At 26.9% G+C, this 13,952-nt stretch carries 13 protein-coding genes and 1 riboswitch; of the genes, 3 read left to right on the top strand and 10 right to left on the bottom strand.

The annotated features are described in order from the left end of the window. Window positions 1-1,128, top strand: coding sequence for a hypothetical protein (locus J2Z71_RS01440; RefSeq protein ID WP_210060074.1), 1,128 nt, complete (start codon window positions 1-3; stop codon window positions 1,126-1,128). 26 nt (window positions 1,129-1,154) lie between these two features. Here J2Z71_RS01440 and J2Z71_RS01435 read toward each other — a convergent pair whose 3' ends face one another. The 8 genes from J2Z71_RS01435 to proB form a co-directional block, all read right to left on the bottom strand. Then, window positions 1,155-1,808, bottom strand: coding sequence for an HAD family hydrolase (locus J2Z71_RS01435; RefSeq protein WP_210060073.1), 654 nt, complete (start codon window positions 1,806-1,808; stop codon window positions 1,155-1,157). Then, the gene (gene thiE, locus J2Z71_RS01430; protein WP_210060072.1) at window positions 1,789-2,430 is read right to left on the bottom strand and encodes a thiamine phosphate synthase; all 642 of its coding nucleotides are present in this window, start codon (window positions 2,428-2,430) and stop codon (window positions 1,789-1,791) included. Before thiE ends, J2Z71_RS01435 begins: the two co-directional genes overlap by 20 nt. Next, on the bottom strand, window positions 2,417-3,241 hold the full coding sequence (gene thiM, locus J2Z71_RS01425; RefSeq protein ID WP_210060071.1) for a hydroxyethylthiazole kinase: 825 nt from the start codon (window positions 3,239-3,241) through the stop codon (window positions 2,417-2,419). Before thiM ends, thiE begins: the two co-directional genes overlap by 14 nt. A 43-nt stretch (window positions 3,242-3,284) precedes the next feature. Next, window positions 3,285-3,391: riboswitch (TPP riboswitch) on the bottom strand. Between the two features lie 67 nt (window positions 3,392-3,458). Further along, the gene (locus J2Z71_RS01420; RefSeq protein WP_210060070.1) at window positions 3,459-4,916 is read right to left on the bottom strand and encodes a DEAD/DEAH box helicase; all 1,458 of its coding nucleotides are present in this window, start codon (window positions 4,914-4,916) and stop codon (window positions 3,459-3,461) included. 63 nt (window positions 4,917-4,979) lie between these two features. Then, window positions 4,980-5,822: a homoserine kinase gene (thrB, locus tag J2Z71_RS01415; protein WP_210060069.1), complete on the bottom strand. Its 843-nt coding sequence runs from the start codon at window positions 5,820-5,822 to the stop codon at window positions 4,980-4,982. 1 nt (window position 5,823) lies between these two features. Then, window positions 5,824-7,281, bottom strand: coding sequence for a threonine synthase (gene thrC, locus J2Z71_RS01410; RefSeq protein ID WP_210060068.1), 1,458 nt, complete (start codon window positions 7,279-7,281; stop codon window positions 5,824-5,826). 1 nt (window position 7,282) lies between these two features. Further along, window positions 7,283-8,545 (bottom strand): glutamate-5-semialdehyde dehydrogenase, encoded by a 1,263-nt coding sequence (locus tag J2Z71_RS01405; RefSeq protein ID WP_210060067.1) that lies wholly within the window; start codon window positions 8,543-8,545, stop codon window positions 7,283-7,285. Further along, window positions 8,514-9,308, bottom strand: a complete 795-nt coding sequence (gene proB / locus J2Z71_RS01400; RefSeq protein ID WP_210060066.1) for a glutamate 5-kinase — start codon at window positions 9,306-9,308, stop codon at window positions 8,514-8,516. The genes J2Z71_RS01405 and proB overlap by 32 nt, the downstream gene beginning before the upstream one ends. A gap of 280 nt (window positions 9,309-9,588) precedes the next feature. On the opposite strand from proB, the gene J2Z71_RS01395 reads away from it, so the two are divergent. Beyond that, on the top strand, window positions 9,589-10,020 hold the full coding sequence (locus tag J2Z71_RS01395) for a GNAT family N-acetyltransferase (protein WP_210060065.1): 432 nt from the start codon (window positions 9,589-9,591) through the stop codon (window positions 10,018-10,020). 29 nt (window positions 10,021-10,049) lie between these two features. Here the strand turns inward: J2Z71_RS01395 and J2Z71_RS01390 are convergent, their stop codons facing one another. Continuing rightward, complete coding sequence (locus J2Z71_RS01390) at window positions 10,050-10,439, bottom strand: hypothetical protein (protein ID WP_210060064.1); 390 nt, start codon at window positions 10,437-10,439, stop codon at window positions 10,050-10,052. 218 nt (window positions 10,440-10,657) lie between these two features. On the opposite strand from J2Z71_RS01390, the gene J2Z71_RS01385 reads away from it, so the two are divergent. Next, entirely contained in the window at window positions 10,658-12,961 is a 2,304-nt protein-coding gene (locus J2Z71_RS01385; protein ID WP_210060063.1) for a bifunctional dihydroorotate dehydrogenase B NAD binding subunit/NADPH-dependent glutamate synthase, read from the top strand. 63 nt (window positions 12,962-13,024) lie between these two features. Here J2Z71_RS01385 and J2Z71_RS01380 read toward each other — a convergent pair whose 3' ends face one another. Beyond that, window positions 13,025-13,891: a hypothetical protein gene (locus J2Z71_RS01380; protein WP_210060062.1), complete on the bottom strand. Its 867-nt coding sequence runs from the start codon at window positions 13,889-13,891 to the stop codon at window positions 13,025-13,027. Window positions 13,892-13,952: the final 61 nt, after the last annotated feature.

Genomic DNA, 13,952 nt, shown 5'->3' with positions numbered 1-13,952 from the left:
ATGAAAAATAGATATATTAAATATCCATATGAAAAAGAATATATAACATCTGTTGAAGATAAAAAAAATATTAACAATATTACTTATTGCAGACCAGAAGAGTCTATAATTTTTTTAGGTAGTTCACATATACATGGAGATAAATATACAATAAACTCCGAAAAACCAAAAATTATTGAAGGTAATAATAGCACTTATTTTAGTTGTGATTCTGAATCTATGAAAATGGCAATAGACTATGATAGACGATTAGATATAATGCAACAAAATCTTGGAAATGCCATTGCTAGGTTATGTATTAAAACTTCTACAAGTCTTAATGTTGAAGATTATAAAATTGATGAAATATCAAATAGAATATACCTCTTAGAAAAGGATATCTCTTTTAATACAATTAATCAACTTGAAGATCTTGCAAATTATATGATTAATGCAAACTTACTAGTTAATATTTTTGAAGGTTATATAGAACTTAAGGGCATGGGTTCTATTGATTATTCAGGTCCTTGTCTTAAAAGAACTGGAGAAATTTCAATTTTAAAAATTTCTAATATTGAAAAAATAGATGGTAAAGTTGTTCTTAGTATTTCTTGTGGTATCCGTGGATTTAAAAATTATAGAGAAAAATTTACATTAATTGATAATATAAAAAATATTCTCTTTTTAAATAGTGATGAAGATATTTTAAAAGAAATTAAATCTTTAAAATCTAAAGGCGACAACTTAAAAGAAGAAAATAAAAGAATGGAAAAAGAATTAGGCCTTGAAACTGTTAAAGAATATAAAAAACTTGCCACTACTGTTGATGGAATAAATTATATTTATAAAGTTGTTAGAAATGTAAACTTTAAAGATATTAAATTTATTTCAAATTATATTATGGATGATTATAACTTCGTTCAAATATACGGAATTCCAAATGGACCTATGTCTCAAGTACTTGTTGCAAGATCTAAGAATTTAAACATTGATTTAAAAGCAATATTCGATAAATTGTCTACTAAGTTTTCAGTTAATGGAACAGGCAATATGTTTACTATTCAAGCAAATGTTAAATCTGAACAACTTGCAGGAGTTATGGAAAGCTTCCTAATTGAAATTAAAAAATCAAATCCACTTATCAAATAATATTCCACCGTTTAGACGGTGGTTTTTTATATTAAATCTTTAAAACTATATATAAATAAATTAGAAGTTTTCTTTATTTTTTCTATATCCTTAATAGATGATTTATCAAAAACTCCAATTGTCATAATTCCAATAGAATTAGATATTTCTAAAGAATATAACATATCTTCAAATATGGCAGTCTCTTTAATACTAGAATTTAATTTTTTTAACGCTTTTATATAAATACCCTCATCTTTTTTAGTTAAATTTTCTTCTTCTGTTGTCATAATAAACTCAAAATACTTTAATATATCTAATCTCTTTAAGACAATTTCTGATATTTCTCTATTTGATGCAGTTAGTATAGCCATTTTTATATTATTTTTTTTACATTTTTCTAAAAATTCTTCTACTCCCTCTTTTAAATAAATAGTATTTTCATATTTATATTTAACTATTTCATAAAATCTCTTTTTTATTTCTTCTAAACTTATCTCTAGATTATAATTTTCTATTAAATATTTTGCAGATTCATCAAAGGTCATTTTATTTAATGTATCTATTAAATTTTTTTCAGGTATTTTATTATTTTCTAATAGGACTTTTTCTCCAACATCATCCCAGGCAGACATTGAATCTATTAATGTACCATCCATATCAAAAATTATATATTTAATATTATTTTCTAAAAAGTTCATCTGATATCTCTCTTAACTTTCTTGTATTTTTACCCTTTGTATCAGAATTAAATATATATGAAATAACTGCAACTCCATCTGTATTTGAATTCTTCACCTTATAGATACTCTCATCATCTATTCCACCTATTACAAGAATTGGAATATTTACACTTTCACTAATTCTTCTAACTTCATCTAAATCTATTAACTTTTCATTTGGTTTTGTCTTAGTTGGAAAAACAGGACCGATTCCCAAATAGTCAGCTCCCATTTTTTCAGCTTCTATTGCTTGATATACATTTTGAGCTGATACTCCAAGTATTTTATCTTCACCAATTAATTTTCTTGCAGTTTTTGCATCTATATCACTTTGCCCAATATGAACTCCATCTGCATCTACTTTTATTGCAACTTCAATATTATCATCTATTACAAAGGGAATATTATATTTTTTAGCAACTTCTTTAAGTTCAAATCCAAGATTTACATATTCATCAAAGTCTATGTTTTTTTCTCTTAATTGTAAAAATGTAGCACCATTTTTTAATATTTCTTCACAATCATCTTTTAAAGCTCTTCCATCTAAAAAATCCCTTGTTGTAACTACATAACATCTCATATCTTCTCTATTTACTTTCAATTTTACTAAACTCCTTTATTTTTTCATAGTTCATTTTATAAACCTCATCTATTAAATAGTTCCTAAAACTCATTGTTCCTGCATTATTTTTTATCATTTTTTCATAGGCAAGTTCTCCACTTATTCCCATTAATACATTTGCATTTAAAGTAGATTCTAAAATATTATTTGGATTTGCTCCTATATATGCTCCAATTAATGAACTTAGCATACATCCTGTTCCTGTAATAAGTGGCATAATACTATTTCCATTTCTGCAAAGATAGGCTTTATTTTCACTTGCAATTACATCTATTTTTCCACTAATTGAAATAATTGACTTTGTTTTTTTAGACAAATTTTTTGCAAGTTCTATTATTTTTTCTATATTTTCTTCTTTTATTTCATCATTATTACTTGCATCTACTCCCTTTGTATTTGTAAAACCATTATGTAAAGCTTTTATTTCTGAAATATTTCCCCTTATTACAGAAAATTCCACTTCTTTTAAGATTTCATCTATACTTTTTCTTCTAAGTTTTGATGCTCCTATTCCAACAGGATCTAATATTACTGGAATATTTAACTTATTTGCCCTTTTACCAGCAACTATCATTGATTTTACAGTTCTACTATTAAGAGTTCCTATATTGATTACTAAAGCTTGATATATAGAAACTATCTCTTCAACTTCTTCTATATCATCTGCCATAATTGGAGATGCTTTTGCAGCAAGAAGTATATTTGCACAATCATTAACTGTTACATAATTTGTTATACAATGAGTTAATGGATTTTTCTCTTCTACATTTTTCATTAATTCTTTAAACATTTCTTCCCCCTAAATAAAAAAAGATGCACCAAATAGCGCATCTAAAATACTTATTAAGATTCCTACGTTGGCATTACCCATATCAGGTTAAAATGGTCGAACTCATACAAGTTCCTCTCAGATAGTGTTCTAACTCCCATATATTTAATTTATAATATTAATTGTATAATAAATTATCTTTTTGTCAAATAACAAAAAAATAAACACCAATTGGTGTTTATTTTAATAAGTCTTTAACTTTATTTGATTTCTTGTTTCTTCCTCTTTGATTATTATCCTTTGAGAAATTTTTTCCTTTGTTGTCATTTCTTCTGTGATCAGATTTCTTATGATCAGATTTCTTATGATCAGATTTTTTTCTATCAAAGTTTTTGTTTTCAGAATTTCTATTGTCAGAATGTCTATTCTCAGAATTTTTATTATCTTGGTCTTTATCAAATTTTCTGTAATCGCCCTTTGACTTTTTATTGTCTTTTTTAAATTTGTTAAAACCATCATTTTTCTTAGAATTTCTTCTGTTATTATCTTTTGAGAAGTTCTTTTTATTTTTTGAATAATTCTTTTTATTATCTCTTCTTCTCTTATTATCAAAGTCTTTTTGAACTACAAAAGTTACAGCTGTTCCCTTTTCTTTAGCTCTACCTGTTCTACCTATTCTATGGATGTATTCAGCTCTTCTTTCTGGCTCATCGTAGTTAATAACATGTGTTAAACCACTTATATCAAGACCTCTTGCCGCTACATCTGTTGCAACTAAGAATCTAACTTTTAGATTTTTAAATCTCTTTAAGGCTTTTTCTCTTTTAGCTTGTGATAAATCACCATGAATCTCATCTGCTTCAAAGCCCTCTGCTCTTAATTTTTCAGCTAAATTTTTTACTCTCATTTTTGTTCTACAGAATATTATTGCCATAAATGGATTTTCGTCATTTATATATTGAACTAAATCATCATATTTTCTTCTATCTGTAGTTTTAATTGTTACCTCGTCTATTTGATCTATTGTTATGTCTTTTTCTTCTACTTCTACACGTACTGGATTTTTTGTAGAAGAATTTGAAATACTTTTTATGCTCTTTGGCATAGTTGCTGAAAATAGAAGAGTTTGTCTTTGTTTAGGTGTTTTATCAATAATAAATTGAACATCATCAATAAATCCCATGTTTAAAATTTCATCTGCCTCATCAAGTACTAAATAATTAAGATTTTTCATATTAATAGTTCTTCTCTTAATATGATCTACAAGTCTTCCAGGAGTTCCTATAACTATTTGAGTTCCCTTTTTAAGTCTCTTAATTTGATTTGGCATACTAGCTCCGCCATAAACAGTTGTTACTCTTACATGTTTATATTTTGTAAGTTTTTCCGCTTCTTCTGCTATTTGTTTTGCAAGCTCTCTTGTTGGAGAAATAATTAAAGCTTGAATGTTTTTATTTGAAACATCTATATTTTCAAATATTGGAAGTAAAAAAGCAAGTGTTTTTCCCGTACCTGTTTGTGCTTTTCCTACTATATCTTCACCTTTTAATATTTGTGGAATTGATTTTTCTTGAATAGGTGTTGGTTCAAGAATACCATTACTAGAAAGAACTTCATCTAAGCCCTTGCTAATTCCTAATTCTGTAAATTTAATAATAATACCTCGTTTCTTTCTTCTTAGCTGTGATTTATACATTTTACCACAACTTGTCAATATCTCCTAAACTTTTTCACAAAAAAAGACTGTTTTTTTACAGTCTTAATTTTCTACAGCTCCAAAATCATCAACTAAAAGCTCTAAAGCCTTCCAATTAACTAGTTCTTGGAGTTTTTTATCTATTTCAATATTTATTTTTTTATTATTTTTTTCCTTAGTTATTAATATACTTGGTCCTGCTCCTGAAATATTTATAATAGCATTGTTGTTTTTTGCCAATTTTTCAAATTCATCAAAATCTTCAATTAACTTTCTTCTATAAGGTTCGTGAATTCTATCTTCATTAACTCCCTTTAAAAGATTAAAATCTCCCTTAGATAAGGCCTTTGAAACTAAACTAGCCCTTGCAATATTAAATACACAGTCCTCAATAGATACTTCCTTTGGCACTACTTGTCTTGCAAGCTCTGTAGATAGTTCAAAGTTTGGAATAAGAAGAATAAAAGATAAATTATCTGAAACACTATCCTTTGAAAAATAAACTCTATCATTTACAACAGATGTTATAAGTCCACCATATATTGCTGGTGCAACATTATCAGGATGTCCCTCTATATTAGTAGCAAGTTTTAAAATTTCTTCCTTAGAAATATTTTTTCCACTAAATTTATTAGCAGCCATAAGCCCTGCAACTATACAAGTAGCCGATGAGCCAAGTCCTCGTGATCTTGGTACATTTTCATCTACATCTATACTTATTTCTTCTAAGTCCAAATTAAAATAATCATAAAAATAATTAAAAGATTTTAATATTAAATTGTCATCTTCTACATTTTTTCTTTCTCTTTTAAAAGTAAATGTATTATATAAATTAAGAGCCATTCCCATAGAATCATATCCTGGCCCTATATTTGCAGTTGTTGCTGGAACTTTTACAATTACCATTTTATTCTCCTAAAATCTCTATTATACTTTCTTTTATCTCATCTTTATCTATTACTTTTTTCTCAGATATTTTTTTATTTTCTAAATCTTTTAAAATACTTGGAAGTTTTGTATTTGTCTTTTCAGATAAATTTCTAAGATTTTCAAACTCATTATCATTTACTTTTAAATTAACTGCTTCTAAAACAGATTTTGGAAATTTAAAAGGTGAAGCTGTAGATAATACTAAAGTTTTATTTTTAGAATTTAATTCAATTGCTCCTCTATAGGCAATCGATGTATGAGTATCCATTAAATAACTATATTTTTCATAGACTTCTTTTATTCCAAGAAGTGTTTCTTCTTCATTATAAGAATAGCCTTTAAAATCCTTTAAATTTTCAATCATATTATTATCTAATTTATAAAATTTATCTTTATTTAATTTTTCCATTAAATCTTTTACATTTTCACCACTATTACTTACTAAATATAAAAGTCTTTCTAAATTTGAAGAAATTAAAATATCCATAGATGGAGAGTTTGTCTTAAAAAACTCTCTATTTGCATCATATTCATAAGTATTAAAAAAATCTGTAAGTACATTATTTTTATTTGATGCACAAACTAAAATATCAATTGGCAGTCCCATTTTTTTTGCCATATATCCTGCAAGAATATTTCCAAAGTTTCCTGTTGGAACAGAGATATTTAAATCTTCACTTTCACTTATTTCTCCTCTTCTTAAAAGTTCATAATAAGCATAAAAGTAATAACTAATTTGTGGCACAAGTCTTCCAATATTTATTGAATTTGCAGAGGATATTCTAATATTTTTCTCTAATAGTTCATCTTTAAATTCACTATCTAAAAATATTTTTTTAAGTGATGATTGAGCATCATCAAAATTTCCTCTTATTCCTACTGCATGAGTATTATCATAATCAAGACATGTCATTTGTCTTCTTTGGATTTCTGATATTCCATCTGTTGGATAAAATACAATAACTTCAGTTCCATCTACATTTTCAAAGCCCTTAAGAGCTGCAGATCCTGTATCTCCTGATGTTGCAGTTAGAATTACAACTTTTTCTTTTAAATTTTTCTTTTTTATAGATAAAGACATAAGTATTGGAAGTATTGACAGTGCAAAATCTTTAAAAGCTAAAGTTTTTCCATGAAATAGTTCTAATACATAATTATTATCAAGTTTTATAATAGGAAGTATTTCATCTGAAAAACTATCATAGGCAGTATCTACTGCATAATCTATCTCTTCTTTTGTAAAATCATCAAAAATACTACTAATTATTTTTTTTGCTACATATTTATAGTTTAAATTTTCTATTTCATCTTCACTAAATTTTATAAAAGGAAGACTTTCTGGTAAAAAAAGTCCTCCATCACTTGCTAGTCCCTTTAAAATTGCATCTTGTGAAGAATCAATAATTTCTCTAGTTCTAGTACTTATATATCTCATATTACTTCCTTACTTGTCCATTTCCAAATATTATATATTTAGAACTTGTCAACTCTTTTAGTCCAACTGGTCCTCTTGCATGAAGTTTTTGAGTAGAAATTCCCATCTCAGCTCCAAATCCAAACTCTGATCCATCTGTAAATCTTGAAGATGCATTTACATATACACAAGCAGAGTCAACTTCATTTAAAAATCTCATTGCATTGTCATAATTTTCAGTAATTATTACATCAGAATGATGTGTTGAATATTTATATATATGGTCTATTGCCTCATCTAAGGAGCTTACTATTTTCATAGAAAAAGCATAATCTAAAAACTCAGTTCCATAATCTTCTTTAGTCGCAAGTTTAATATTTTTAAGTTTTTTATTAGACTTTTCACATCCATATACATTTATATTATATTTATCTATTAACTTTTGAAGACTTTGATAAAATTCATCTTTAATATTTTCATGAACTACTAAAGACTCCATTGCATTACATACTCCAATTCTTTGAGTTTTTGCATTTTCAATAATATCTATTGCCATATTAATTTTTGCAGACTCATCTACATATACATGACAATTTCCAACTCCTGTTTCTAAAGTTGGCACTTTTGCATTTTCAACTACTGCATCTATTAGACTTTTTGATCCTCTTGGAATTAAAAGATCTACATATCCACGAAGTTTCATAAGTTCATTTGAAGATTCTCGACTTGTATCTTCTATTAAACTAACTATATTTTCATTATATCCTGCATTTTTTATTCCACTTCTAATTGCCTTTGCTATTGCAATATTTGATCTTATTGCCTCTTTTCCACCTCTTAAAATCAAAGCATTTGAAGATTTAATAGCAAGAATAGCAGCATCAAGTGTTACATTTGGTCTTGCTTCATATATTATTGCAATAACTCCAATAGGAACTGATTTTTTGCCAAGTATTAGCCCATTTTCAAGAGTTTTCATACTTGCTATTTCTCCAATTGGATCCTCAAGATCAATAAGATCATCTACAGAATTTGCCATAGATAAAACCCTACTATCATCAAGTAATAATCTATCTAATAAGCCTTCTGATAATCCTAATTCTTTACCAGATTTAATATCAATTTTATTTTCTTCAATTATATTTTCTTTATTTTCTAATAGGGATTTTTTAATTGATTTTAAAATATTATTTTTTTCTAAAGTATTAAGTTTTGAAAGTTCTCTACTTGCCTCTTTAGACTTTTCTCCCATTTCAATTAGATTTTTTCTTAAAGATTGTTCCAACTTCTTCACCACCTACAATTTTTCTAATTATTTTCATATCTTCTGAATTAGCTATTACAACATCTATATCTTTTTCCATACAAAGAGTTGCAGCATTTATTTTTGTAGCCATTCCACCAGTTCCAACAGCAGAATTAGATCCCTTTGCCATTGCACGAAGTTCATCATTTATTTCATTTACTTCTTTTATAAGATGTGCATCTTTATTTTTATTTGGATCATCATTATATAATCCATCTATATCAGATAATAATATTAAAAGATCTGCATCTATAATTCTAGAAACAACAGCAGACAAAGTATCATTATCACCAAATTCAATTTCAAATGTAGAAATAGTATCATTTTCATTTACTATTGGTATTACATCCATTGATAAAAGTTGACATAAAGTATTTTTTGAATTTTCTCTCATTGTCATATCTGTTTCAATGTGTTTTGTTACAAGTATTTGTGCAGCTTGATAATTATACTCATTAAATGCTCTATTATATGTGTTCATAAGTGCAACTTGTCCCACTGCAGATGCAGCTTGCTTTCCAACTGTATCTCTTGGTCTTTCTTCTAGATTAAGTCTTTTTGCACCAGCTGCAATAGCTCCTGATGAAACTAATATTACATCTATTCCATGATTTTTTAGATTTGATAATTCCCAAGCAAGTTCATCTATTTTTTGTAAATTTATAACCCCATGATCATGGGTTATTGAAGACGATCCCACTTTTATTACTACTTTTTTTAGTTCTCTTGTAAATTCTCTCATTTAAATCTCCTTTAAGTCTAAAAGACTATAGATAAAAATATACTATATGTAGAAATTTTTTTCAATAAAGCTTGAAAATTTCTCATATTATACCATACTTTTAACAAATTAATGTACTAAAAAATAATATTATTGATTTCAAATATTTAATATGTTAGCCTTATTTAAGAAATCAAATTAAAAGGAGTGAACTTTTTGATAATAAAATAATTTCTAAACATTTCTATACTGGAAAATTAGTAAGATAAATTTAATATAATAATTAAAAGGAAATTAAATAATGAATATAAAATATTTTAATAAAGAAAAAAACTTAGATAATATTATGGATATATGGCTTAAATCAAATATTGAAGCCCATAATTTTGTTGATAAAAATTACTGGATTAATAATTTTGATTTAGTTAAGTCTATGATTAAAGAATCTGAGATTTATATATATGAAGAAAATAATAAAATTCTTGGTTTTATTGGACTAAGCGAAAACTATATTGCAGGTATATTTATTGATAAAGAATTTAGAAATAAAGGCATTGGCAAAAATCTCCTAGACTATGCTAAAGATAAAAAAGATAAACTATATCTTAATGTCTATGAAAAAAATAATAAGGCAATGAATTTTTATATAAAAAATCAATTTATAATATCTGAAAAAAACTTTGATGATGAAAATAATGAGTATGAATATAAATTAATTTGGAATAAAAACTAAATTTAATCACAAATTTAAAAAGAGACTATTTAGTCTCTTTTTTCTTCTAATATACTTTGATTTTTAAAATCTTTTGCAATTGACCAGCCCATTTTTTCTGTAATAGATGCAGATATTACTGCATTTGCAATATTTCCTGCTCCTGGTATAAATCTAAGAGTTGTCTTTATTGCTGCTCTACCAATATATTCTGCAATTTTATTTGCAAGAACAGCTCCTGCTGATGATTTAGTTAAATTTATATTAAATACACTTGCAAGAGATACAATCATACCAATTTGAATAGGAGCAATAACTGCTGCATCACTTCCAGGAATTTGAGCAAGACCTCCTGATATAGCAGTAACTGCTAAAGTTGCTCCATGAATTATCTTATTACATTTTGATTTTTCTATTTCGCTAAAGTTTACATTATCCATAATGACCTCTTTTCTTTAATTGTACCAAATTCAACTTATATATGATTATTTTCACCTAAATTTTAAAAATCCTCTACAAGTTAATTAAATACAGTCTTACATTTTAAAATTCTTTTACTATTTCTACCCAAATTAAAAAAACAATCATATTGTGATATAATTATTTTATTGATTATAGTAAATAATTTATAGAAATATTTATAAATGGAGATGATTAAATGTATAAGATTGTAAAAAAAGAAGAATTGGCAAAAAACATTTATTTAATGGATGTTTATGCTCCAAGAATTGCAGCTTCTGCAAAACCTGGTCAATTTATAATTGTAATTGCTGATAAATACTCAGAAAGAATTCCACTTACAATTTGTGATTTTGATGAAAAAAAAGGAACTGTTCAAATTGTAGTCCAAGCAGCTGGTGGTTCTACTGAAAAACTTTGTAGTTTTGAAGAGGGAGAATATTTTAGAGATTTCGTTGGTCCTCTAGGAAGACCTTCTGAATTTTTAGATGAAGATATTGAAGAGCTTAAAAAGAAGAAAATTCTTTTTGTTGCTGGTGGTGTAGGAACAGCTCCTGTATATCCTCAAGCTAAATGGTTTTTTGAACATGGAATAGATGTTGATGTAATACTAGGTGCTAAATCTAAGGACTTTGTAATACTTGAAGATAAATTAAAGTCTGTTTCTAAAAATCTTTACATAGCTACTGATGATGGCAGCTACGGATTTAAGGGAATGGTTACTGATAAAATAGTAGATTTAATTGAAAATGAAAATAAACATTATGATCAATGTGTATCTATTGGACCTATGATTATGATGAAATTTGTATGTCTTACTACAAAAAAATACGATCTTCCTACTACAGTTTCTCTTAACCCTATAATGGTTGATGGTACTGGAATGTGCGGAGCTTGTCGTGTAAATATTGGTGGAGTTACAAAATTTGCCTGCGTTGATGGACCTGAATTTGATGGACATCTTGTAGATTTTGATTCAGCTATGAAAAGACAAAGACAATATAAAGACAAAAAAGAAGAAAAATCTGTAAAAGATCATGTATGTACTTTTGATAAAGCTATTGAAAAACAACATAGAGATATTGAAGAAGAAAGACATGTAGATGATGTTAAAATCATAAAAGCAAAAGATAGATTTAAAAAAATCCCAGTTGCTGAACAAGATCCAGATGTTAGAAATAAAAACTTTAAGGAAGTTTCCTATGGATACACAGCTCAAGAAGCAGTTATTGAAGCTTCAAGATGTTTAAACTGTAAAAATCCTCAATGTGTTAAGGGGTGTCCTGTTTCTATAGATATTCCTGGATTTATTAAAGAAATTGCAAATGGAAACTTTGAACAATCTGCAAAAGTATTATCTCTATATACTGCTCTTCCTGCTGTTTGTGGTAGAGTTTGTCCTCAAGAAAGCCAATGTGAAGCAAAATGTGTTTTACTAAATAAAGGAGATGCTGTTTCTATTGGTAAACTTGAAAGATTTTCAGCAGATTACTCAAGAGAGCATAATATAGTATTATCTGAAAAGCCAAGACTTAATGGACATAAAGTTGCAATTATAGGAGCAGGTCCAGCAGGACTTACTTGTGCTGGAGAACTTGCTAAAATGGGATATTCAGTTAAAATATTTGAAGCACTTCACCAAGCTGGTGGTGTTTTAGTATATGGTATTCCAGAATTTAGACTTCCCGATGATGTAGTTGAATCAGAAGTTCAAAATCTACTTAATCTTGGAGTAGAAATTGAAAATGATGTTATTATAGGAAGAACTATTACAGTTGAAGAAATAATGGATCAAGGTTTTGAAGCTGTATTTATAGGTTCAGGTGCAGGTCTTCCTACATTTATGAATATTCCTGGAGAAAATCTAAATGGAGTTTACTCTGCAAATGAATTTTTAACTAGAAATAATCTTATGAGATCCTTTGAAGAAGACTATGACACTCCAATTAATGTAGGCAAAAAAGTTGCTGTAATTGGTGGAGGAAATGTTGCAATGGATGCTGCAAGAGTTGCTAAAAGACTAGGCTCTGATGTTTCTATTGTATATAGAAGAACAGAAACAGAACTTCCTGCAAGACTTGAAGAAGTTCATCATGCAAAAGAAGAAGGAATTAAATTTGAAATGCTAACTGCTCCAATTGAAATTACAGGAACAGAAGATGGCTGGGTAAAATCTCTAACTTGTGTTAGAAATGAACTTGGAGAACCTGATGCATCAGGAAGAAGAAGACCAGTTAAGATTGAAGGTTCTGAATTTGTTGAGGAATTTGAAACAGTTATAATGGCTCTTGGAACTAGTCCTAACCCACTTATCTCTCATACTACAAAGGGACTTGATATAAATAAATGGGGATGCTTAGTAGCTGATGAAAATGGTGCTACTACTAGAGAAGGCGTATTTGCTGGTGGAGATGCTGTAACAGGTGCTGCAACAGTAATACTTGCTATGGGTGCTGGAAAAACAGCAGCTGAAAGTATTGATAAATATATTAGAAAAATGTAATTAAAGTAATTAAAAAGGACAAAGTTATTTAAAACTTTGTCCTTTTATTAATTTCTAAATATATTAAATTTTACTTTCAATTAACTTAAACTCTTTATTAAGTTCTTTATTTTTTTCATTTAATCTAAAAATTAAATTTTCTAATTTTTCCAAATCTAAATTATTACTATCAAAGAAAGGATAAAATTCACTATCTATAATTTCTACAATATCCTTTGATATATATTTCCATTTATTAATATCTTCACCATACTTAAAATCTGCATTTAAACTGTCTATTTCATACTTATTATGTTCAATTGTCTTAGCAGCATCTGAAAGACTTAAAACTATAGTATATATATCCTCACTATTTTTCATATTATAAAAAATATAATTCATAGCATCAATTGAATTAGACAAATAATTATTTAATCTTTTAATATAAAAATAATTTTCTAAATCACTACTTATCTTAGCATCTTCATATTTTGCAAAAGATTTTGGCATATTCTCTTCTTGTTTATAATATATATTAATTGAATTATTTTTATAATCTTTTAATAAATTAAATTCCTTATTTTGTTCTTCTACTATTTCAATTGGAAAATAAATTTTATTATTTATTCTTCTTGGAGGATTTTTAGTATATGATGCAATTTCTACAAACCATATAAAATTATCATCTAATGTAAAATCTATTCCACTATAATATTCTTCATTATCTTCACTAAAAGATATTTGATTATTATAAAACTTATTATTCAGTTTCCAGATATTCGACAAAAGCTCCTTAGAAATCATTACTTGATTATTATCTACTATAATTTCATTTTTATCTTTTATTTCACTACTATTTAGATAAATATTTGGACTAGAAATAAACTTAAAACTTGGAAGTATTGCTATTATTACTACTATAAGAAGTAAATTTTTAATTTTGTTTTTCATATTAACCCTCCCTATGTTCTATTTCTACCCAAATTAATAAAATTCATAGTGGAGTTTTAAT

Source organism: Peptoniphilus stercorisuis, assembly GCF_017874395.1.
GTDB classification, from domain to species: domain Bacteria; phylum Bacillota; class Clostridia; order Tissierellales; family Peptoniphilaceae; genus Anaerosphaera; species Anaerosphaera stercorisuis.
This window is presented reverse-complemented; position numbering and strand designations above follow the sequence as displayed.